The 21,338-nt window shown below is 68.8% G+C and carries 18 protein-coding genes; 6 read left to right on the top strand and 12 right to left on the bottom strand.

The genetic code is table 11. From position 1 onward, the window contains the following. Positions 1-12 precede the first annotated feature (12 nt). Positions 13-426: a hypothetical protein gene (locus AC3CBB_RS13385; protein ID WP_488624975.1), complete on the top strand. Its 414-nt coding sequence runs from the start codon at positions 13-15 to the stop codon at positions 424-426. 3 nt (positions 427-429) lie between these two features. Here AC3CBB_RS13385 and AC3CBB_RS13380 read toward each other — a convergent pair whose 3' ends face one another. Then, a complete protein-coding gene (locus tag AC3CBB_RS13380) occupies positions 430-1,110 on the bottom strand; it encodes a GntR family transcriptional regulator (RefSeq protein WP_488624974.1) in 681 nt (226 codons plus the stop codon). Between the two features lie 101 nt (positions 1,111-1,211). On the opposite strand from AC3CBB_RS13380, the gene AC3CBB_RS13375 reads away from it, so the two are divergent. Beyond that, positions 1,212-2,336, top strand: a complete 1,125-nt coding sequence (locus AC3CBB_RS13375; protein WP_488624973.1) for a class I SAM-dependent methyltransferase — start codon at positions 1,212-1,214, stop codon at positions 2,334-2,336. 384 nt (positions 2,337-2,720) lie between these two features. Here the strand turns inward: AC3CBB_RS13375 and AC3CBB_RS13370 are convergent, their stop codons facing one another. From AC3CBB_RS13370 to AC3CBB_RS13355, 4 genes are all read right to left on the bottom strand, one after another. Next, a complete protein-coding gene (locus tag AC3CBB_RS13370; protein ID WP_123505707.1) occupies positions 2,721-3,164 on the bottom strand; it encodes a pilus assembly protein CpaE in 444 nt (147 codons plus the stop codon). A 120-nt stretch (positions 3,165-3,284) separates the two neighbouring features. After that, positions 3,285-3,728, bottom strand: a complete 444-nt coding sequence (locus tag AC3CBB_RS13365) for a DUF3060 domain-containing protein (RefSeq protein ID WP_488624972.1) — start codon at positions 3,726-3,728, stop codon at positions 3,285-3,287. Further along, on the bottom strand, positions 3,728-4,156 hold the full coding sequence (locus tag AC3CBB_RS13360) for a DUF3060 domain-containing protein (protein WP_488624971.1): 429 nt from the start codon (positions 4,154-4,156) through the stop codon (positions 3,728-3,730). The genes AC3CBB_RS13365 and AC3CBB_RS13360 overlap by 1 nt, the downstream gene beginning before the upstream one ends. A 97-nt stretch (positions 4,157-4,253) precedes the next feature. Further along, on the bottom strand, positions 4,254-6,971 hold the full coding sequence (locus AC3CBB_RS13355) for a hypothetical protein (protein WP_488624970.1): 2,718 nt from the start codon (positions 6,969-6,971) through the stop codon (positions 4,254-4,256). Between the two features lie 180 nt (positions 6,972-7,151). On the opposite strand from AC3CBB_RS13355, the gene AC3CBB_RS13350 reads away from it, so the two are divergent. Continuing rightward, on the top strand, positions 7,152-9,317 hold the full coding sequence (locus tag AC3CBB_RS13350; protein ID WP_488624969.1) for an ATP-dependent Clp protease ATP-binding subunit: 2,166 nt from the start codon (positions 7,152-7,154) through the stop codon (positions 9,315-9,317). A gap of 150 nt (positions 9,318-9,467) precedes the next feature. On the opposite strand, the gene AC3CBB_RS13345 is transcribed toward AC3CBB_RS13350, so the two are convergent. The 6 genes from AC3CBB_RS13345 to AC3CBB_RS13320 all read right to left on the bottom strand — a co-directional run bounded on the left by AC3CBB_RS13345 (position 9,468) and on the right by AC3CBB_RS13320 (position 15,755). Continuing rightward, entirely contained in the window at positions 9,468-10,286 is an 819-nt protein-coding gene (locus AC3CBB_RS13345) for a hypothetical protein (RefSeq protein WP_488624968.1), read from the bottom strand. A gap of 131 nt (positions 10,287-10,417) precedes the next feature. Then, positions 10,418-11,011: a nitroreductase family protein gene (locus AC3CBB_RS13340; protein WP_488624967.1), complete on the bottom strand. Its 594-nt coding sequence runs from the start codon at positions 11,009-11,011 to the stop codon at positions 10,418-10,420. A 152-nt stretch (positions 11,012-11,163) separates the two neighbouring features. Beyond that, positions 11,164-11,580 carry a hypothetical protein gene (locus tag AC3CBB_RS13335; protein ID WP_488624966.1) on the bottom strand — a complete coding sequence of 139 codons (417 nt, stop codon included), beginning with the start codon at positions 11,578-11,580 and terminating at the stop codon, positions 11,164-11,166. Continuing rightward, entirely contained in the window at positions 11,577-12,668 is a 1,092-nt protein-coding gene (locus AC3CBB_RS13330; RefSeq protein ID WP_488624965.1) for a threonine aldolase family protein, read from the bottom strand. The genes AC3CBB_RS13335 and AC3CBB_RS13330 overlap by 4 nt, the downstream gene beginning before the upstream one ends. Further along, positions 12,665-14,860, bottom strand: coding sequence for a transglycosylase domain-containing protein (locus AC3CBB_RS13325; RefSeq protein ID WP_488624964.1), 2,196 nt, complete (start codon positions 14,858-14,860; stop codon positions 12,665-12,667). Before AC3CBB_RS13325 ends, AC3CBB_RS13330 begins: the two co-directional genes overlap by 4 nt. A 64-nt stretch (positions 14,861-14,924) precedes the next feature. After that, entirely contained in the window at positions 14,925-15,755 is an 831-nt protein-coding gene (locus AC3CBB_RS13320; RefSeq protein ID WP_488624963.1) for an alpha/beta fold hydrolase, read from the bottom strand. Between the two features lie 55 nt (positions 15,756-15,810). Between AC3CBB_RS13320 and AC3CBB_RS13315 the strand changes: the two genes are divergently transcribed. After that, positions 15,811-16,737 (top strand): AEC family transporter, encoded by a 927-nt coding sequence (locus AC3CBB_RS13315; protein WP_488624962.1) that lies wholly within the window; start codon positions 15,811-15,813, stop codon positions 16,735-16,737. Between the two features lie 43 nt (positions 16,738-16,780). Here the strand turns inward: AC3CBB_RS13315 and AC3CBB_RS13310 are convergent, their stop codons facing one another. Next, entirely contained in the window at positions 16,781-17,620 is an 840-nt protein-coding gene (locus tag AC3CBB_RS13310) for an exodeoxyribonuclease III (protein WP_488624961.1), read from the bottom strand. A gap of 110 nt (positions 17,621-17,730) precedes the next feature. Here AC3CBB_RS13310 and pyrE point away from each other — a divergent pair, with 110 nt between their 5' ends. Then, entirely contained in the window at positions 17,731-18,282 is a 552-nt protein-coding gene (gene pyrE / locus AC3CBB_RS13305; RefSeq protein ID WP_488624960.1) for an orotate phosphoribosyltransferase, read from the top strand. Between the two features lie 590 nt (positions 18,283-18,872). Beyond that, positions 18,873-21,179, top strand: coding sequence for a septum formation family protein (locus tag AC3CBB_RS13300; RefSeq protein WP_488624959.1), 2,307 nt, complete (start codon positions 18,873-18,875; stop codon positions 21,177-21,179). The last annotated feature ends 159 nt before the right edge of the window (positions 21,180-21,338 follow it).

Below are 21,338 nucleotides of genomic sequence, written 5' to 3'. Positions count from 1 at the left end.
TAGGGTCGGGCCATGAAGAAGGTGTCAGGGACCATCTCTCATCCGCTCACCGTCGAGGAGCCGATCGTGCTCACCGGGGTCGCTCCGAGGGGAGCGCTGGTCTGCGAAGGCGGCTCGCTCGACCTCCGCGGCGTCGTCGGCGACCGGCTGACGATCGAGCCGGGCGGGTACGTGCTCCTCAGCGGCACCTGCGACGCGACGGTCACGATCCACTCCGGCGGGTTGCTCGAGATCGCAGGCACGCTGAACGGCCGCATCGCTCGCAACGACGGGGAGGTCTGGGCCATGGCGGGCTCGACCATTCAGGGACGGCTGCTGACGGCGCTCGGTCTGCTCGGGCCGCTTGACCCGGAGGCGACAGTCGAGGCGGGAGCGCCGCGGTTCCGGTTGACGTCGGTCGGAGGTCTTCTCGAGGTAGTGCCCTAGCCGTCAGGTGGTGTGCGCGTCGAGGAGGCTCTCGGAGCAGGGAGCGGGGAGCTGGTGCAGAGTCTCCGCGGCGAGTTCTGCTGCGATCGCGTCGCAGTCGAGAGTGGCCTGCCGCAGAGCGCTGTATGACCGCGTGAGCCGCGGCTGGCCGAAGATCTCGGTGATGTTGGGCAGACGCAGCTTGTAGGCGAGACCCGCCGTGGTGTCGTGGCAGACTCGCTGCAGATGCGGATTGCCGCAGTAGTCGACGAAGAGGTCGAAGGCCGCATACGTGTGGACGTTGAGGGCCAGGCCGTCATCGTTCTGGAGATCCGCCAGGCAGGTGTCGAGGGTGGCGACGATCTGCCTCCTCACCGGATCGGGCAGGACCGGCGTCGCCAGCCGAACCGCGCCTCCGAACAGGACCCCCAGCGTCTGGATGACCTGGACGGCCTCCTCCGCCCGGGGGACGGCGACGCGGGTGTGCTTGTTCGGCACGATCTCGACGAAGCCCGCGTGCGCGAGATCGCTCAGCGCCTCCCGCACAGGTGTCCGCGAGCAGCCCAGCCACGAGATGAGGTCGTCGTCGGCCAGGCGCTCTCCGGGTTCGAGGATGCCGGACAGGATCGCCTTGAGGATCTCTTCGCGGATCCGGTCGCGCATCAGCGTGCGTGGACTCGAGCGTGGGGTCTCGGGGATGGGCATAGACACAGCGTTTCGCAACAGTTGCCGTTTGTCAAATGTTTTATGCACATATTACGTTCGGGATCTACCGACCGGGCTGTGCACATCACTACGCTTGGCTCATGCCCCTCGACCTCGCCGCCCTCCGCCGCCGTCCCGACTTCGAGGCGCCGAACCTGGTCGCGGTCGATGCCACCGATCGGCTGCTCCTCGATAAGGCGACCGCGACGCTCTCGGCACTCGGCTCCGGGCAGCTCGCCGTCATCGGCGATCACTATGGCGCGCTCACCCTCGGTGCCGCGTCGTCGCATGGGCTGACCGGCATCCGCGTATTCCAAGATCCGCTCGTGTCCGAGCTCGCACTCGACGCCAACGCGGCCGAGGTCGGTCTCGAGGGCACGTATGCGCACCATTCCCTCGACGGGGCGCTGGTCGACGGGGCCAGGGCCGTCCTGCTCCAGCTGCCCCGCTCGCTCGCCGCGCTCGACGAGATCGCCGGCCTCATCGCGCGCCACGCCCATCCCGAGGTCGTCGTCTACGCCGGCGGAAGGCTCAAGCACATGACGACCGCGATGAACGACGTGCTCCGCGAGCACTTCGAGGTGCTCTACGCGGGTCTGGCGCGGCAGAAGTCGCGCGTGCTGACAGCGTCCGAGCCGGTCGACCCGCCGGTGGAGTCGGCCTGGCCACGCTCTCAACGGCACGATGATCTCGGCCTCGCCGTCGCGGCGTTCGGTGCCACGTTCGCTGGCGCGAAGATCGACATCGGCACGCGCGCCCTGCTCGACGTGCTGCCGGAGGCACTCCCGTCGGCCGAGGTGATCGTCGACCTGGGGTGCGGGTCGGGTGTGCTCGCGGTCACAGCCGCCCTGACGCGGCCCGAGGCTCGCGTCATCGCGTCCGACCAGAGCGCCTCGGCTGTCGCGTCCGCTCGGGCGACAGCAGAGCTGAATGGCGTCGCCGACCGCGTGACGGTCGTGCGCGACGATGCTCTCTCATCGCAGGCCGAAGGGTCGTGCGATCTGGTGCTGCTGAACCCGCCCTTCCACGTCGACGCCGCGGTCGAGCCCGGCATAGCGCTCAAGCTGTTCGAGGCGGCGGCTCGGGTGCTGCGGCCGGGCGGAGAGCTGTGGACGGTGTACAACTCGCACCTCAAGCACAGAGACACCCTGGAGTCCGTCGTGGGTCAGACGCGTCAGGTCGCACGCAACCCGAAGTTCACCGTCACGGCCTCCGTCCGACGCTGACGGGCACCCGCGTCAAGCCAGTGGTTTCCGGTGCCGTGCCGTTCCGATGTCGCCGACCTGCTCGAACAGCCAGGCCGTGCTCCGTTCGGCTGCGTCGCCCAGAAGGGCTTCGCGGACTTCCTGCTCTTCGCGCTCGTGGCGAAGGGGATCGCCCGTACTCGATTCCGACATGGTCACCTCCCGTTGGCGTATATCGGTTATCCCCCTCGTCCGCAGATCGAGGTGGGATCAGTCTTGCCCCGACCACGAGGGCCGCGCCCGTCTCCCAGGTGAAATTAATCGGCCGTTCTCACACGGCCGGCCCGGAGCCCAGCTTGCCCAAGGACAGGTTGCACCTCGTTGCAATCGTCGATAGGAGAGAGACCGTGAATTCCTGCGACTCGTCTAGTCGAGCCGTTCCTCGATCGTGAGCGACGCCTCGATGTAGGCGAGTAGCGCGCTCCCGTACGCGTTCTCGGCGTCCGGCGCCGCGAATACCTGGATCTCAGCGCCGATCGTGGTGCTCACCTCGAAGTCGCCGGCCTCGGTGCGGGTCAGCGCATGGAACGTCGGGCCCAGCAGGTCTCGAAGCTGGTCCTCGCGCGGCAGCCAGAGCGAGTCGTCGGTCGACACCGAGTCGAGAGCCCACTCGGTGGTGCCGTTGAAGCCGAGCTCCGTGCCGGTCGGGTAGGTGTGCGCCTCGATGGTCATCTCGCTGATGGTGAAGATCTCGGGGTCGCCCTCGCCCGGGTCGAAGGCCTCGCTGTCGATGAGAAAGCGGTCTCCGGTTGCGGGTCGCCAGCGGAGTCCGGCGTCGTGGAGGTTTCGGGCGAGAGCGACATCGATCATGCCGCCATCCTGCCCGACGCGGCTCCTCCCTGCTCGTCCGGCCGGGGTGCTCACGGCAGGGGCGCAGGAACGCGGAATGGGCGCCTCCCACAGGAAGGCGCCCATCTCAGCGTGCTCGGCTTACTTCGTCGCTGCCGTGATCGTGTTCGCGGCTCCCTTGTCGTCCAATTCCGGCTTCGAGGCGCCGGTGTACTTCACGGCGTTCTCGTTGCCTGACAGGCGGACACGAGTCGTGGCGTCGTCGACCGTGATGGCGTTGCGGTTGCCCTCGACCACGAGGTCGGTGGTGCCCTTCAGCGCGATAGAGGCGCCGGTTCCGACGACGCTGGTCAGATCGCACTTCACGTCGACGGTCTTCGGCTTCTTCGCTGCCTTGAGGGCGTCGGCGTCGATCAGCATGAAGCCGTCGATGCACTTCAGCGTGACTGCCGACGGCACTCGCGTTGCGGTCGGCCCGGTCGGTTCGGGCTCCGTGACCTCGCTGGCGACTGTGCAGCCGGTCAGGGCGGCGCTTGCGCCGATCAGGAGGGCGACGGCGGACAGTCGTGCGGTGCGGCGGCGCATCAGCGTGCCTTGACGGTGTTGCCCGCCGTCGTTCCGGTCGTGACGGTCGGTGCTGCCCCGCCGTGAGTGAGCGCGTTGTCGTTGCCGCCGAAGTCGACCTTCTTGACGCTGGCGACGGTGACCTTGTTGTCGCTGCCCTCGAACACGAGGTGCTTCACGGCATCGAGGGTGATGGTGCCATTCGTGCCGACGACGCTGACGACGTCGCAGCTTCCGGCCAGGTCGATCTTCGGTTTCTTCGCCGTGGGGGTGAGGACGGCGACGCCGTCGACGCACTTGTTGACTACCGGATCGGCCGGCGTCGGGAGCGAGGCCGTGGGCGTGGGGGCCGAGGTCGAGTCGGCCGTGGTGTCAGTCGAGGTGCAGCCGGCGAGGACAGCGACGAGGCCGGCGCCGAGGGCGAGCGTGAGAATCGGGGTCTTCTTCATGGCGTTCGTGCTTTCTGGCGAGTCGGGGCAGGAGAGTGTGAGGGGGCGGCGGGCCGGTGGGCCCGCCGCCCGGGTGGTACGGGGTGGTGCTGGTGCGTTACTTGGTGGGGACGGCGGTCCAGTTGCCGTAGGTGACGGTGTCGGTCTTGCCGTCCTTTGCGACCTGGTCGAAGATCAGGTTGTAGGTGTGGGTGGCGTTCCAGGTGCGGGTGGCGGTCCACTGGCCCTGGGGGTTGACGTCGACGGTCTGGTAGGCCGTTCCGGTGGTGGCGGACTTGATGGTGACCTTGGCGCCGGGGGTGGCGGTGCCGGTGAAGGTGGCGAAGACGCCGCCGGGGCCGTTGTCGGCGCCGGTGGTGACGCCGGTGACTTCGAGGTCCTTGAAGACGGGGGCGAAGATGTTGACCATCGTCGTGCTGGTCGTCTTGTCGGGGTTGGTCTGGGTGACCTTGATCTCGTAGTCGTTCGAGGGTCCCCAGTTGCGCTCGGGGAGTGCCCAGGTGCCGTCGGCGGTGACCTTGGTGGTGCCCATGGCGACGTTCCAGCCGTTCTTGGCGTTCACGGCGGTGATGGTCGCGTTCGGGGTGCCGGTGCCGCGGAGGATGTTGAGTCCGGGCGTGTAGGTGGCGCCGTCGGCGATCGAGGTGACTTCGACTTCGACGTTTTCGACTTTCTGGCTGATGTGCAGCGTGGAGTGCTGGACGTCGTCGCCTTTGGTGGCGGTGAAGCGGATGTCGTAGCCAGCGGTGGTGGGGCCGAGGTAGCGGTTGAAGGCCCAGTCGCCGTCGAGGTTGGCGGTGGCGGTGCCCATCGGGGTGTTCCACTGGTTGACGGCGGTGATCACGGTGTTCGGCGACGCCTTGCCGCGGAAGGTGGCGTTGCCGACTTCGTAGGTGGAGTTGTCCGTCGGGCTGGTGACCTGGAAGGCGATGACGCCCTGGTAGTTCAGGTGCAGCTGGGTGGTCTCGGTCTTGCCGTCTTTGGTGGCGGTGAAGGTGATGTCGTAGCCGGTGGTGGTGGGTCCGAGGTTGCGGTTGAACGCCCAGTTGCCGGTGCCGTCGGCGGTGTCGGTGCCCATGACGGTGCCCCACTGGTTGACGGCGCGGATCGTGGCGCCGACCGCGGCGGTGCCGCGGAAGGTCGTCATGCCCTCGGCGTAGTTCTGGTTGTTCGTGTGGGAGGTCACGCGGAACGGGGCTTCGGCGGCGACGCGGTTGACGACGTGCGTCAGGGTCTGGGTGTCTTTACCGGAGGTCTGGGTGACGATCAGGGTCGATCGGCCCAGGGCGAGGCCCGAGGTGAGGTTGGCGGTCCATTCGCCGTCGGCGTCGACCGTGGCGGTGCCGATGGTGGAGTTGGGGCCGTAGCCGATCTTCACGCTCGCGTCGGGGTGGCCGTGGCCGGTGAAGACGGGGCGGGAGGTGGTGACAGTCGAGTTGTTTCCGGGGGACTCCACGGTCGGCGCGGTGATTACGCCCGGGCCGGGGTCGACGGTGCCGTCGGGATTGAGGGTGACCTTCGCGGTGGTGACGTTGTTACCCTTGCCGGTCTGAGTGACGACCAGGGTGTGCTTGTCGGCCGAAAGCTGGACGTCCTCGAGGTTCCAGGAACCGGTGCTGAGGACTTTGCCGGCCTTCAGGACGCCGGTCTTGCCCTCCTCCATGACCTTGATCTCGGCCATCGGCTCGCCGCGGCCACCGAAGTCGAGCGCTCCGCCGGGGTGGATGAGGTTGTCGGTCGGGGTAGAGATCGTGACGCGTGCGCCGTAGGCGTAGGCGACGTCGACTGAACCAGTGGGTGTGCCGTTGATCGACTGGGTGACCGTGAAGGTGTGCGTACCAGCGGCGTTGGGCGCCTTGACGGTGTGCGAGTAGCGGCCAGTGGTCGGGCTGGTCGTGGTGGTGGCGACGGTTTTGCCGTCTTCGCCGGTGATGGTGATGTCGACGTTCTTCTCACCGGTACCGGCGATCGTGACCTCGTCGGTCACGGCGTCGCCCGCGGTCGCGGTCCCGGTTACAGCAGCGACGTCGAGGTCGACTGCGAGGTCGAACTCGGAGACCTTCTCACCGTCGATCCAGTTCTCGAGGTGGACGGTGTTCTTACCGAACTTCAGACCGGTCAGGTTGGCGGTCCACTTTCCGTCAGGGCCGACCAAGACTTCCTGGTCGTCGCCGATGACCACGATCGAAGACGGGCGTGCGGTGCCCGAGATGGCAGCTTTGCGAGTAGCGACGCTCACGCTGTCGACCTTGGCCGCGAGCGCCGGGTTAATGCTCTCCAGCTTGGCCGCGGTGCCCGTCAGACTCAGTTGCGGGTAGAACGCACTGCCATCTTTAAGAGGAGCCACGCTGAGGTAGTGCTTCGACGAATCGGAGACGATGCGGCCTTCGCTGTCGATCGAGAAAAGCGTGCGAGGATCTCCGCAGGCGGGCCCGTTGGTGGTGATGACACGGCCACCCTGCCAGGCCAGGTCGTAGAGGCACTTCCCCTTGTTCTTGCCAGCGTCGACCGTGGCATAGAAGCTGTAGCCGACCGTGGTGGTCGTCATCGTCCACGATGACGCCGCCTCGGCTTGCTGCCGAGTGTCGTATGCGTGGGCGCTCAGGTCGTCCTGGTCGAGTGCCCAGAACTTGTCGGCGGACTCCTCCCAGATAAATGTGAACTTGGTCCCACTCGCAGGGGTTGAGGAGGTCGTCGTTGCGGTTGATGCGGTCGGAGCTGCAGACGCCGAAGCGGGGCCGAAGCTCAGGCCGGTGACGACCGTGGCGGCCGCCAGCGCGCCAGCACCGAAGCCCTTGAGGATTTTCTTAGACAAAATGGGTTTCTTTCGTTCGGGCCGCGTACGGCGGCTCAGGCATGAATATCTAAAATTTTACGCTAAGAATGTGAATACCGCAAGAGTCGACGAAGTTAGCCCTAGGCGAGCGGGCGAGTCGCGGCTAAACTTGAGTCAGTTCAACTCAAGTTTGTGAAGAAACACGAAAGGCATCACCGAATGGCGAACATGCAGGGCGCACCCGCCTCCGACGAGAAGCAGAAGAGCGCCCTCCAGCAGTACGGCGTCGACCTCACTGCGATCGCGGCGAGCGGCAAGCTCGATCCCGTGATCGGCCGCGACTCCGAGATCCGTCGCGTCAGCCAGGTCCTCACCCGCCGCACCAAGAACAACCCCGTGCTGATCGGCGAACCCGGGGTAGGCAAGACGGCCGTCGTCGAGGGCCTCGCCCAGCGGATCGTCGCGGGCGACGTCGCCGACTCGCTCAAGGGGAAGCGCCTGATATCGCTCGATATCGCGGCGCTGGTCGCCGGGGCGATGTACCGCGGCCAGTTCGAGGAGCGCCTGAAGAGCGTCCTGAAGGAGATCACGGAGTCCGACGGGCAGGTCATCACGTTCATCGACGAGCTGCACACGCTCATGGGTGCCGGTGGCGGCGAGGGCAGCGTCGCCGCAGCGAACATGCTGAAGCCGATGCTCGCCCGAGGCGAGCTCCGCCTCATCGGCGCGACGACGCTCGACGAGTACCGCCAATTCATCGAGAAAGACGCAGCCCTCGAGCGCCGATTCCAGCAGGTCTATGTGGGCGAGCCGACGGTCGAAGACACTGTCGCGATCCTCCGCGGCCTCAAGGAGCGCTACGAGGCGCACCACGGCATCACGATCGCCGACAGTGCTCTCGTCGCCGCCGCCTCGCTCAGCAACCGCTACATCACGAACCGTCAACTCCCCGACAAGGCGATCGACCTGGTCGACGAGGCGGGCAGCCGCCTCAAGATGGAGATCGACTCGTCGCCCGTCGAGCTCGATCAGCTCTATCGCGGCATGGTGCGGCTCCAGGTCGAGGAGCTCGCCCTCCAGAAGGAGAAAGACGCCGCCTCGCAGGCCCGTCTCGAATCGCTCCGCGACGAGCTCACCCTTCGCCAGCAGCAGTACGCCGATCTCAACCGGCGTTGGCTGGCCGAGAAGGCCGCGCTCCAGGGCGTCGGCGAGCTCAAGGGCCAGCTCAACCAGGCCCGCATCGACCTCGACAAGGCCATGCGCGAAGGCCGCTACCAGGACGCCTCCAAGATCAACTACGAGACGATCCCCGAGATCGAGAAGGCCCTCGCCGACGCCGAGAGCCTCGAGGCCGGCGGCGACCGGATGGTCAACGACCAGGTCACCGATGCCGACATCGCCGAGGTCGTCGCGTCGTGGACGGGCATCCCGGTCGGCCGCCTCATGGCTGGAGAGACGGAGAAGCTCCTCCACCTCGAGACGGAGCTCGGCCAGCGGATCATCGGTCAGCGCGAGGCGGTCCAGGCCGTCAGTGAGGCGGTGCGGCGCACCCGCGCGGGGATCTCCGATCCGGATCGTCCGACGGGGTCGTTCCTGTTCCTCGGGCCGACCGGCGTCGGAAAGACCGAGCTCGCCAAGGCCCTCGCCTCGTTCCTGTTCGATGATGACAAGGCCATGGTCCGGATCGACATGTCGGAGTACGGCGAGAAGCACACGGTGTCTCGGCTCGTCGGGGCCCCTCCCGGGTACGTCGGCTACGAGTCGGGCGGTCAGCTCACCGAGGCCGTGCGCCGGCGCCCCTACAGCGTGGTGCTCATGGACGAGGTCGAGAAGGCCCACCCGGAGGTGTTCGACGTGCTGCTCCAGGTGCTCGACGACGGCCGCCTGACCGACGGGCAGGGCCGGACTGTCGACTTCCGCAACACGATCCTCATCTTGACGTCGAACCTCGGGAGCCAGTTCCTGACCGATCCGTCGCTGTCTGACGAGCAGAAGCGCGACGCGGTCGACGAGATGGTGCGACAGGCGTTCAAGCCCGAGTTCATCAACAGGCTCGACGACATCGTGCTCTTCCAGTCGCTGACGAAAGACGACCTCGGCCAGATCGTCTCGCTCTACGTCGACCGGCTGGCCAAGCGCCTCACGGACCGCCGCCTCGAACTCGCCGTCACGCCGAACGCGCGGACCTGGCTCGGCGACCGCGGCTACGACCCGGTCTACGGCGCCCGGCCTCTGCGCCGCCTCATGCAGCGGCAGATCGACGACAACCTGGCGCGCGCTCTGCTCGACGGGTCGATCGCCGATGGCGACACGGTGCTCGTCGATGTGGCCCCCGACGTTGAGTCGCTCGCCGTGTCGAAGTCCTCCCTCGACGACTCCGAGTAGGTAACAGCAGCCGGCCCCCGGGATGGCCCTCGCTGTCGGTGTGTCATGGTGCCGCCGACGGCGAGGGCCATCTCGGGCACCCGGGCCGCGCTTCGCGGTCAGGGGCGGCAGAGCCGGGAGGGCGCAGGAACTCGCCCACCCGGCCCGCGCTCACTCCTTGCCGGGCGTCCAGGGGCCGTGCGTCACCGAGTCGCTCCGGCCCCGCGAGTCGGTCTGCTCGATCGCGAGGCGGTACGTGTGCGTGGCCGACCACGTCCGGGTCGACGTCCAGGTGCCGTCTTCGCCGGCCTTCACGGTGTCGTAGCGGTCGCTGGACTGGGTGGAGCGGATGACGACGGAGGCTCCGGGCGTCGCGGTGCCCCGGATGGTGGCCCGGACGGAGGTGTCGTCGCGGTCGTCGGTCGTGATGCCGGCGAGGGCGAGTTCCTGCCACGCGTCGAACGGCACGGTCGTGGAGCCCGTCGGCGAGGAGCTGGTCCAGCCGGTGACGGGCGTGAAGGTCACCGTGAGGGGGCTCGTGTCGGGCACGTACGCGCCGGCGTTCACGGTGAGCTTGATGCCGCCGTTGCTCGCGCCGGCGTTCGGGAGGTCTGCGCCGGTGCGGAGCGACGTGCGGGTGACGACCGTCGCGCCGTCGGCGGCGGGCTTGGCGGCGAACGAGATGGTCCAGCCGTCGCGGGTGGTCGTCGCCGGCAGTGTCGCGCTGAGGCCCTTGGGCAGAGTCGCGGCCCAGACGAGCTTCTGACCCTTCTTCACGGTCAGGCCCTTGGCACCGGTCGCGGGCTTGATCGTGAAGGCGAGCGTTCCCGTGGTGTTCGGCAGGAAGTCGTCGCCGGCGGCGGGGGTGACGGACACCGCGTGGACCCCGATGTTCGTCGTCGCGTTCGGTGCTGCGTTCCCTACGGCGGGCGGCGTCGCCAACGCCGCGACGAGGCCGGCAGTGACGGTAGCGGCCAGTACTCTCTTCATCGAAAACCTCTCATCTGCATTTATGGACAGAATGTTGCGTCCGGTGTCATTAATACAGATGGTCGAGGTTCGCGCAAATCAACGACAGAACGCCGCCCCCAGGAAGGAGACGGCGTTCTGTCAGACGGGACCTAGTCGCGGGCGACGACGAGCTCGTCGAGGGCGAGGCGAGTGCGGGGGAGCGTCTCGCGCTCGGCCAGCTTCTCGGGGAGCTTGCCGGCCTCGTCGACGACGCCGAACGCGGTGACGGTGACGGGCAGGAAGCGCTCGGTCAGATCGAACGCCGTGCGGATGCCGTCGGCCTCGATACCGGCCATCTGGTGGGCATGCAGGCCCTCGGCGTGGGCCTGGACGGTCATCGCCGACACGGCGAGGCCCAGGTCGTACTGGGCCCAGCGGCGCTCGTCGCCCTCGTCGGTGGCGGTCTCGGCGACGGCCACGATGAGCGCTGCCGCATTGCCGGCCCACAGAGTGTTGAAGCCCATGAGGTTGGCGAGGATCGTGTCGAAGGTCTTCGTGCCGCGGCGGCCGGCGATGAAGCGGCGCGGCTGCATGTTCGAGGCGGACGGTGCCCAACGGGCGGCCTCGAGGAGGGCGGTCAGCTGAGCGTCGGTGATCTCGGCGGTGGCGTCGAACGAGCGGGGGCTCCAGCGCTCGTCGAGGAGCTCGACCAGCGGCACCTCGGTCTCGGACGAACGGACGGTGGATGAATTCGTGATGGTCATAGCTGTCTCCTCGACGCCGACGGTGGAACGGGGTGTGGTTCTCCTCGCCGTCGAGGAGTGCTGCTTCGTGCAACAGGCTACGCCCGATGAATATGCCGACGCATCGACTTTCTCCTGGTGGCCGGGTCTCGGTCCGTCAGGGTCTCGGTCCGTCAGGGTGTGAGGCTGCCGAGCACTGCCGAGTCGAGCATGTCTTCGGTCACCGAGTACAGAGCGACGATCAGGATCGCGGCGACGATCGGCAGCCAGAACGCCGGCACGCGGCGCAGCACGAACAGCGCCGAGAACACCGTCGCGAAGACGCCGAGGATGATCGGCACGGCGATCGTCAGGGTGTTCGCCAGAGCCGTGCCGTCGACCGAGTACTGCGGCTCGGCCGCTCGTGCCGCCCCGGTGATCTCGTAGACGACGGCGATGAAGTAGAGGATCGCCGTGAACACGACCGTCGCGACGAGGTCGCCCTTACGCGGGTGGCGCCGGCCCGGGTACCGGCCCGCCAGGCGGGTGGTGGCCACGGCTCCATCGGGGAGCCGCTCGTCGAGCGGGCGGTCGGGGGTGGGGATGCTCACGGGGCCGACTCGATCTCACGGCGGATCGACTCGGCGAGGGCATCGACGTGTGCTTCGGTGGTGTCGAAGGAGCACATGAGCCGCACCTCGCCGGTCGACCGGTTCCAGTCGTAGAAGCGGTGCTCGGCGCGGACGGGCTCGATGACGTGCCTCGGCAGGATCGCGAAGACGGCGTTCGCCTCGACCGCCTGCGTCACCTCGACGCCGGGGAGCTCCACGAGCGCGTCGCGAAGCCTCTGCGCCATCGCGTTGGAGTGCTGCGCTGACCGCAGCCAGAGATCGCCCTCGAGCACAGCGACGAACTGAGCCGAGACGAAGCGCATCTTCGAGGCCAGCTGGGCGTCCATCTTGCGGATGTAGGTGACGCCGGGGAGCTCGTCGTCGGTGAGGACGACCACCGACTCGCCGAAGATCAGGCCGTTCTTGGTGCCGCCGAACGACACGGCGTCGACGCCCGCGTCGCGCGTGAACTGCTGCAGCGTCGCGCCGGTCGTCGCTGCCGCGTTCGCGATTCGAGCGCCGTCGAGGTGGACCTTCATTCCGAGCGAGTGAGCGTGCTGCGTGATGGCGCGGATCTCGGAGACGCTGTAGGCCGTGCCCATCTCGGTCGTCTGCGTGATCGAGACGGCGAGGGGCTGCGGGCGCTGCTGATCGCCCCAGCCGTAGGCCTGCCGGTCGATGAGATCGGGTGTGAGCTTGCCGTCGGTCGTCGGAACCGTTAACAGCTTGATGCCGCCGAGCCGCTCGGGCGCTCCGCCCTCATCGGTGTAGATGTGCGCAGTGGCAGCGCAGATGACCGCACCCCAGCGGGGCACGAGGGCCTGGAGGGCGACGACGTTCGCACCGGTGCCGGTGAGGACGGGGTGCACGGTCGAGCCTTCACCGAAGTGCTGCACGACGAGCTCCGAGAAGCGTGCCGTGTAGGGATCGGCCCCGTACGACCCGACGTGCCCGCCGTTGGCATCGGCCAAGGCCTGGATCACCTCGGCGTGGGCGCCGGAGTAGTTGTCGGAGGCGAAGGAGTGGAGGGCGGGATCGTGCAGCTGGCTCACCCCTCCAGTCTCCCTCACTTTGCCGACACGGCTCATTCCTCCGCCGACTCGGACCTCCCGGTGTCGTCGGCGGGCGGCGCGTCGTCGTCGGCGTCGTCAGCGCGGGGCGGCGCTGGCGGCGGAGCGATGTACTCGGGTGCGGGAGCGGCGAACGCGTCGCCACCGTAGACAGCGTTGATGCGCGCCTGGACGTTCCGCCAGATGGTGAGCCGCTGCTGGTTCATCGCGCCGTACCCGCCGTAGATCCGGTACTGGTTCTGGTGGCCCGAGATGTTGCCGACCCAGGAGGCGGTGACGACCTTGCTCGAGCCGCCGACGAGCCAGGTCTGCTCGGCGTGGTCGGTCGTGCCGGTCTTGCCCAGGATCGGCACGCCGTCGCGCGGGTTGGCCGACGTCGCGGTGCCGCCCGTGAAGACCCCCTGCATCGCCGACGCGACCTTGGCCGCGACGCCGGCGTCCATGACCCGCTCGCAGTGCGACCGGTGCCCGGCCAGCTTCTTCCCGTCGCCGTCGACGATCGAGTCGATGTAGATCGGCTCGCAGTAGACGCCGCCGTTGGCGATACCCGCGAACGCGGCGGCCATCGTGACCGGTGCGACCGTGTTGCCCGAGCCGATCACCGACGACGGGTACGCGACGAGATCGGCTCCGTCGGCGGCGTGGACGCCGAGCGATGCGGCGACGTCGCGGATGTCGCAGAGGTCGAGCTTCTGCGCCATCGCGGCGAAGGCGGTGTTGATCGAGCGGGCCGTCGCCTGGCGGGCGGTGACCGTGCCGGGGTTGCCGAAGTCGTCGTTCTTCGGGTCGAAGGTCGTGTAGTCGGCCGCGCCGCAGATGCGCATCGGGCTGAAGTCGCGCGGAGTGGCGTTGACGGTCTCGCCGAGCAGGTGGCCCTTGTTCAGCCAGTCGATGAGCGTGAAGGGCTTGTACGTCGACCCGGGCTGGAACCCGGTCGAGCTGCCCCACTTCTGATCGACCGCGTAGTTGACGGCGGTCGTGGTCGGGCCGCCGCCGTCGCGGGTGTCGTCGAAGTCCTTGTTCTGGGTCATCACGATCACGCGGCCCGAATCAGCCTCGATCGAGACGACGACACCGCCCAGGTCGTACCGCACCTCGTCTTTGGGAGCGTCGGTGTCGACCTGCTGCTTGGCTGTCGCCGTGAGGTCGAGGTCGAGGGTGGTGTGGATCTCGTAGCCCCCGAGCCGCCAGTTGTGCTCGCGCTCGGTGGTCGTCTCGCCGAGGGCGGGCATCGTCTTGACCATGCGCCGGATCAGGTCGCACCACTGCCGGGCGCCGATCTCGCCGACCGCGAGGCAGCCCTGCGTCGCCGAGGTGAGATGAACCGACGACCGGACCGTCTTGGCCTTCGCCTTCGCGAGGGTGGCGGCCGAGATCTTTCCGTGCTCCTGCATCGCCTCCAGGATCACGTCGCGCCGCGCCTTGTTGGCCTTGTAGTGCGAGGCGCTCGACAGGTTGCGCCTCTCGGGGTTCTGCACCGTCGCGACAAGGCTCGCCGCCTCGGACGGCGCCAGCGCCTCGGCGTTCTTGCCGAAGTAGCGCTGGCTGGCGGCCTCGACGCCGTAGGTGTTGTCGCCAAAGTACGCGATGTTGAGGTACGCGAGCAGGATCTCGTCTTTGGTGTAGCGCTTCTCGAGGCCGATCGCGAACTTCATCTCGGCGATCTTGCGCGAGGTGCTGAGCTCGGTGGCCTTCTTGTAGGCGGCTTTGCGCTCGGCCGGATCGTCGAGCGCCTCCGCCTGGGCGACGAGGATGTTGCGGACGAGCTGCATGGTCAGCGTGGACCCTCCCCCAGCCGCGCCGAGCTCTCGCGACAGCGCGCTGCCGGCCGCGGCCCGGGCGAGAGACGTCAGGTCGACGGCGCCGTGCTCGTAGAAGCCGTGGTCCTCGCCTGCGACGGCCGCGTCTTTCACCGTCTGGGCCACGTCGTCCCAGCCGACCGTGACCCGGTTCTCGCTGTACAGCGTCGCGAACGGCACCTGCTCGCCCCCGCGCTCGGCATAGAGCACGTTGCGCTGCTGGAGCTTCTGGATCTCGATGAACTCGGGGATGCTGTCGAACGTCGTCGCGGCGGCACCTGCGGCTCGGCCGGCGACCACCACTCCGGGCGCGACGCCGACCGACACCAGCAGTCCGGCGACGGCGCTGAGCGCGATGAAGCCGGCCAGGGCGGTGAGGGCTGAACGGAGGCGGTGAGGCTCGTGGGGCATGGGTCACATGGTATGTCACACCTCTGACAACGGAATCCCCCGCCCGAGGGACCCTGCTAGTCCGTCAGAGGGAGTTCTCGCTCAGCCATTCCGTCAGGACGCGCTCGAACTCCTGCGGCCGCTCGACGCTCGGCAGGTGCGCCGAGTCCGGAAAGCGCGCACCCGACGAGTTCGGCACCGTCGACAGCAGGTACTCCGCCGCCGCGAGCTCGCCCGACAGGTCGTGCTCGCCGACCACGACCAGCGTCGGCACCTCGATGTCGACAGTCCGGTAGTACGCCGGCGACTCCAGCGGCACGGGCGTGGCCTGGTCGGCGAAGCGCTTCAGGTTGTCGGCGTTGAGCTCGGAGGCCAGGCGCAGGAACTCGGGATCCAGCTCGAGCACGTCCCTCGTGGGCCCCGCCGCCCACAGCTCCGCCTCCCGCCGGTTCAGCTTCTCGTTCTCGCCGCGTGCAAGCAGGTCGTCCAGCTCGTCGAACAGCTCGTTCTCGCGCTCGGTCAGGTCGACCTCGGGGAAGCCCGACGGGTTCGAGCCGATCGTCACGAGCCCGGTGACGCGGTCGGGGTGCTCGAGGGCGGCGTCGATGGCGATGCGCCCGCCCCGGGAGGCGCCCACGAGCACCGCGCGGTCGATTCCTGCTGCGTCCATCACCGCGACGAGGTCGTCGACATCCGAGAAGTGCACGTCGGCGGTGGTGGTCTCGCCGAAGCCGCGGGTGTCGTAGCGGAGCACGCGGCGGGTGCTCGCGAGCGGCACGGCGAGAGGCTCCCACATGCGGAGGCTCGCCACTCCGGCGTGGATGAGGACGACTGCGCGGAGTTCCTGCGCCCCGGGGTTCTCGGGCTCGTGCAGCTCGTAGTGGAAGGTGCCGCCGTTGAACTCCGTCTCAGCCATGGTCACAACCTACGGCACGACCGGCCGGAGCTCGCCGCTCAGGCAGACTAGACGGATGGGCGGAGTGCTGATCGGGTTCGGGATCATCGGCACCGTCATCGCGATCGGCTACGTCGTCGGCCGCATCGACCTGCTCGGCCCGCAGGGGCACCGCGTGCTCAGCCAGCTCGTCTTCTTCGTGCTCACGCCGTGCCTGCTGTTCGTGAACATCTCGAAGGCCGACGTGAACGTGCTGTTCTCGCCGGTGCTCGTCGTCTCGACCATCTCGGCGCTGTTCGCCGCCGCCATCTCGATCGTCGTGCTGCGCCTGGTGTGGAGGCGATCCGTGCCCGAGACCGCGATGGGGACGATGGCGGGCGCCTACGTCAACGCGAACAACATCGGCCTGCCGGTCGCCGTCTACGTGCTCGGCAGCGCGACCTACGTCGCGCCGGTGCTGCTCTTCCAGCTGCTGGTTCTGACGCCGATCGTGCTGACCATCATGGACATCACGACGGCTACCGGGCCCCGCGGAAGCCTGCTGAAGACGGTCACCACCCCCTTTCGCAACCCGCTGCTGATCGCATCGCTGCTCGGCGTGCTGTGCTCGGTCTTCGAGGTCAGGATCCCGGACGACGTGCTCGAGCCCTTCGCGCTCATCGGGGCCGCGGCGGTGCCGGTCGTGCTGATCTCGTTCGGCATGTCGCTGCACGGCCAGAAGCCGCTGCAGGCCGGCTCGGCGCGGGGCGAGATCGTGCTCGAGAGCGCACTCAAGATTGTCGTGATGCCGCTCGTGGCGTGGATCCTGGGCGCGTTCGTCTTCGACTTATCGCACGAGCAGCTGTTCGTGACGGTCGTGCTGGCAGGGCTGCCCAGCGCGCAGAATGCGTTCAACTACGCGCAGCGCTACGGGGTCGGGGTCGCCGTGGCCCGCGACACGGTGCTGATCACGACGATCGCTGCGGTCCCCGCCCTCGTGCTCGTCGCCGCGCTGCTGAAGTAGGAGCGGGCTGGAAGGCCGCGCCTGTCTAGAAGGCAGCGCCTGTCTAGAAGATCATCGGCCGGTCGTCGTCGTCGCCCGAGTCGACCTCGAGGTCGACGATCACCGGCACGTGGTCGCTCGGAGCGTCGCCCTTGCGCTCGTTGCGGTCGATGCGCGCGCTCGTGACCAGGTCGGCGAACGCCTTCGAGCCCAGGATGAAGTCGATGCGCATGCCCTCGTTGCGCGGGAAGCGCAGCTGCTTGTAATCCCAGTAGGTGTAGCCCTCGGGGAGGCGCGGGCGCACGACGTCGCTGAGCAGGCCCGGCTCGGTGAACGCATCGAACGCGGCCCGCTCGGGCGGGCTGGTGTGGGTGTGACCCTCGAAGACCGCAGGGTCCCAGACGTCGCTGTCGAGGGGCGCGACGTTCCAGTCGCCCATGAGCGCGAGGGGCTGGTCGGGGTTCGCCTTCAGCCAGGCCTTCGTCTCGACCTGGAGCCTGGCGAGCCAGTCGAGCTTGTACGCGTAGTGCGGGTCGTCGAGCTCGCGGCCGTTCGGCACGTAGAGGCTCCAGAGGCGCACGCCGTCGACCGTGACGCCGATCGCGCGCGCCTCCTTCGGAGCATCCTGCGACTCGACTCCCTTGGCGAAGCCGGGCTGTGTCGGGAACGTGATCTCGACGTCGTCCATCGGCAGCCGACTGGCGAAGCCGACGCCGTTCCACTGGCTCAGCCCGTGCATCTGCACCTCGTAGCCCGCCGCCTCGAACACGTCGAACGGAAACTGCTCGGGCTTGCACTTGAGCTCCTGCATGCCGAGCACGTCGACGTCTTCGCGGACCAGCCAGTCGACGACGCGGCCCGCGCGAGCACGGATGGAGTTGACGTTCCAGGTGGCGACACGCATGCCACCACGGTACCGGGCGCAGGAACTCGGGGTGGCCGGTTCGACCGCGCCCCGCGCGCCTGTGGAGAACTCCGGGAGGGCGCATCGCGCGCCCGGGTAGCATGGTCGCCGTGACCGATGCACGCCAGAAGCTCATCTCCTACATCAGCGACCTCGCCGTCTTCCACGGCGACTTCACGCTGACCAGCGGCAAGAAGGCGACGTACTACGTCGATCTGCGCAAGGTCAGCCTCGACCACAGGGTCGCGCCGCTGATCGGCCAGGTCATGGTCGACCTCATCGAAGACGTCCCCGACGTCTTCGCGGTGGGCGGGCTGACGATGGGCGCCGACCCGATCGCCGCCGCAGTCTTGCACCAGGGTGCAGCCCTCGGCAAGGACTACGACGCGTTCGTCGTGCGCAAGGAGCCCAAAGACCACGGCCGGGGCCGTCAGGTCGAGGGCCCGGAGCTGACCGGCAAGCGCGTCATCGTGCTCGAGGACACCTCCACTACCGGCGGCTCGCCCCTCAAGGCCATCGAGGCTCTGAAGAAGGTCGGTGCCGAGGTCGTGGGCGTCGCCGTCGTGGTCGACCGGTCGACGGGCGCCCGGGAGGTCATCGAAGAGGCCGGCTACCCCTACTTCGCTGCCATCAGCCTGGAAGACCTCGGGCTGCAGCCGTGAGCGACGAGCGCAGTCCCGACGAGCAGCTCCCGCGTTCCACGCCGGGGCCCGACGGCGAGTCTGCGCGTGAAGTGCCGGCGCAGGGGTCTCCTGCACCCGATTCTCCTGTTCCCGGGTCTCCGACGTCGGGGCGCCGGGCCCTGCCGGTGGCGCCCGACTCAGTGCCGTCGGGTCCTTCGGCGTCGAGTTCTCCGGCGTCGGGGCAGTCGGCGTCGGGACAGGCGCCCTCCGTCTCCTCACCGTCGGCATCACCGGAGTCGGGTGACCCCGAGACCTACCAGACCATCCAGATCCTGCCCCGGCGGCTTCCCAGTGCCGAGTCGTTCTTCGGCGAGCCGCGGCCGCCGCGCCATTCGGCCCGCGTCGATTCGTCGACTGAGCCCCTGAGCCCGGGGACGGCTCCGGATGCAGCGGCGGATTCACGTGCAGCTTCGGCGGGCTCGCCTGCTGTTCCGTCCGGCTCGCCCGCGGCTCCGGCGGGTTCTGCGGCGGTGCCTTCGCCGGTCGAGCCCGGGGCATCGCCGAGTGCGACGGCGCCCGGGGCGTCACCGACTGCGCCGGCGCCCGAGGCGCAGCCTCGGCCAGCTCCCGTGACGCCTCTCGTGGCAGAGCCGATGTTCACGGCGGCCGCCGTCTCATCGTCCGAGGCGCCGCGCGAGGTGTCGGAGGATTCGCCGGGACTCGACGCTCCTGCCCCCTCGACCGAGCCTCCCACGTCTCCGCATCCGATGGCGCTCGACCTGTCGACCCTCCGCGGTCAGTCCGGCGACGAGCCCCTCTCCGATGCCGCCAGTCCGTCGAGCCTGACGGCCGAGCAGCCAGCCCTCGACGCTGACGCTCTGCCGCGCCACGACAGTGCAGGCGAGACGCCGACGGCCGCATTCGGGGCTGTCTTCGGCGCGGTCCCTGACGCTTCAATGGATACTGACGCTTCGGTCGATACTGACGCTTCGGTCGAGACCGACGCACCCGGTGCGGCCGCCGCCCCGGCTGGAACCATCACTCCCGTGGCTGCGGCCTCCGACACGAGCGCCGCGCCTGTCGCGCCTGCCGCCTCGTTCACGGAGCTCATCGCCGTTCCGGCCGATGCAGTGCCTCCGACCGCCGAGCCGACAAGCTTCAACTGGGCCGAAATCGCGTCGCCGGCCACCGCTTCCATCGACGCGTCAGATGTCCACGGTGTGCCGATGGCGCCCGAGGTGCCCGACGACGTGGTGCCGGTCGATCCGATCGCTCTCGACACCGAGGTCGCCGCCGCTCGGCCGGTCGTCGACCACGACGCCGTGCGCGCCGCCGATGCGATTCCGCTCGAGGTCGACGACACCCCCGCCGGGACGGTCGATCCCACGCCCACGATGGCGTGGAGCATCAACGACGGCGACGACGACGGCCCCCAGGGGGCGCGGGACGACGCGACGCCTCCATTCAGCGGCGCGCCCGCCGAAGCTGCGGCCGAGGCCGCGCCCGCCGTCGTCTGGTCGCTGAGCGACGACGACCCCGCACCCGCGGGTGGCTCGCCGGTGTGGGACCTCTCCGGCACGGACGACGGGTACGCGTCGGGGGAGTCGGACGTTCCTGCGCCCGCCTCTGAGCCGGCCGACTCCGACGGCGACGAGACGGACGACGTCGACGCGATGGCCGCGCTCTTCGGCGAGCCGGACGGCGCGCCGGGACCCGAGGCGAGCTTTGACGACACGGCGACGCAGGCCTGGATCATGCCCTCGGAGGAGTCGGCATCGTCGCAGGATGCCTCACCCGAGTCGTCGGCGCCGGAGGAGGACGAGCCGTTCGTCGCGGCTGCCTCCGGCCCCCAGACTCCGACCGGCGCCGAGACTCCGACCGTCGCCTACACGCCGCCGTTCGCGGCTGAGCCCGAGGCGTCTGCCGGGGGTAGCTCCTGGGCGGAGACTCCGACGGTCGCGTACACGCCGCCGGGGTCGACCGACCTGCCATCTGCCGCCTCGGAGCCTGCCGAGTTGGAGAGCGCCGCCTCGGAGCCTGCTCAGCTGGAGCCCACCAAGGCTGAGCCCGCAGAATCCGCGGCGACTATCGCGCTGCCGGCCGTCGCCGATCGTCCCTCCAGCGAGTCCTCGACCGCAGCGTCGGCCGACGACGCTCCGACCGCGGTCGTCCCCGGACTGACACCGTCGTACGGCGGGGCCACCGGGCGTGTGGTCACGCCCATCGACCCGAAGAACGTCCCCGCCGCCTGGGCCAGCGCTGCGCCGGGCGGCTACGCGTCTCCTGCGGCGAGCAGCATGGCTCCGCCCATCGACGCCGACCCCGGCAGTCCGGTCCGCGGCGGAAGTCGACGACCGTGGCTGTTCGTCGGAATCATCGTCGCGTTCCTGGTCGTGCTCGCCGTGCTCTTCTTCTTCGGTCGCACGATCGCCACCGGCGGGACATCGGCTCCTGCGCCGGCTCCCGTCGCGTCGACGACGTCGACGCCCTCGGCCACGACGAAGACGAGCCCGAGTCCGTCGTCGAGTCCGGCTCCGACGAAGACCGCGACGGCTGGCCAGGCTGCGCCAGGCACCCACCCGTGGAACGAGCTCACCGGGGGCGAGTGCCTCTCGGCGTTCACCGACGCGTGGCAGACGACGTACGACGTCGTCGACTGCGGGGGGTCGCACGTCGCCCAGCTCGTGTCGACCGGCAAGCTCGACGGAGCCGCCGGCTCGACGTACCCGGGCTCGGACGCGCTGCAGGCTCAGGTCTCGGGTGCATGCCAGAAGTCGACCGCGATCAACATCAGCGCGGCGCAGGCCTACACCGACCTGCAGATCTCAGACAGCTACCCGTCGACAGCGGCCGAGTGGGCCGCGGGCGCGCGCGACTACTATTGCTTCGCCAGCCGTTCTGGCGGTCAGGCGATCGCGAGCGACCTGGCGCCCTAGCGCAGCGCGCGCCCAGCGCCCAGCGCCCAGCGCCCAGCGCCCAGCGCCCAGCGCCCAGCACCCAGCACCCGGCGCCCCCGCACGCCGGTGAGGAGTCGCTCGTTGTCGCCGCGGCGACCGGCGGCAGCAACGAGCGACCCCTCGGCGGCCGCGGATTGA

Source organism: Frondihabitans sp. OV104 (assembly GCF_057787745.1).
This window is presented reverse-complemented; position numbering and strand designations above follow the sequence as displayed.

What these genes read in the sequence shown, in the direction of transcription:
- AC3CBB_RS13370 (WP_123505707.1), bottom strand. Translation starts at nt 3,164, where the DNA reads ATGATCGATGTCGCTCTCGCCCGAAACCTCCACGACGCCGGACTCCGC.
- AC3CBB_RS13315 (WP_488624962.1), top strand. Translation starts at nt 15,811, where the DNA reads ATGGGCGGAGTGCTGATCGGGTTCGGGATCATCGGCACCGTCATCGCG.
- AC3CBB_RS13385 (WP_488624975.1), top strand. Translation starts at nt 13, where the DNA reads ATGAAGAAGGTGTCAGGGACCATCTCTCATCCGCTCACCGTCGAGGAG.
- AC3CBB_RS13380 (WP_488624974.1), bottom strand. Translation starts at nt 1,110, where the DNA reads ATGCCCATCCCCGAGACCCCACGCTCGAGTCCACGCACGCTGATGCGC.
- AC3CBB_RS13375 (WP_488624973.1), top strand. Translation starts at nt 1,212, where the DNA reads ATGCCCCTCGACCTCGCCGCCCTCCGCCGCCGTCCCGACTTCGAGGCG.
- AC3CBB_RS13350 (WP_488624969.1), top strand. Translation starts at nt 7,152, where the DNA reads ATGGCGAACATGCAGGGCGCACCCGCCTCCGACGAGAAGCAGAAGAGC.
- AC3CBB_RS13310 (WP_488624961.1), bottom strand. Translation starts at nt 17,620, where the DNA reads ATGCGTGTCGCCACCTGGAACGTCAACTCCATCCGTGCTCGCGCGGGC.
- AC3CBB_RS13320 (WP_488624963.1), bottom strand. Translation starts at nt 15,755, where the DNA reads ATGGCTGAGACGGAGTTCAACGGCGGCACCTTCCACTACGAGCTGCAC.
- AC3CBB_RS13330 (WP_488624965.1), bottom strand. Translation starts at nt 12,668, where the DNA reads ATGAGCCGTGTCGGCAAAGTGAGGGAGACTGGAGGGGTGAGCCAGCTG.
- AC3CBB_RS13345 (WP_488624968.1), bottom strand. Translation starts at nt 10,286, where the DNA reads ATGAAGAGAGTACTGGCCGCTACCGTCACTGCCGGCCTCGTCGCGGCG.
- AC3CBB_RS13360 (WP_488624971.1), bottom strand. Translation starts at nt 4,156, where the DNA reads ATGAAGAAGACCCCGATTCTCACGCTCGCCCTCGGCGCCGGCCTCGTC.
- AC3CBB_RS13325 (WP_488624964.1), bottom strand. Translation starts at nt 14,860, where the DNA reads ATGCCCCACGAGCCTCACCGCCTCCGTTCAGCCCTCACCGCCCTGGCC.
- AC3CBB_RS13365 (WP_488624972.1), bottom strand. Translation starts at nt 3,728, where the DNA reads ATGCGCCGCCGCACCGCACGACTGTCCGCCGTCGCCCTCCTGATCGGC.
- AC3CBB_RS13340 (WP_488624967.1), bottom strand. Translation starts at nt 11,011, where the DNA reads ATGACCATCACGAATTCATCCACCGTCCGTTCGTCCGAGACCGAGGTG.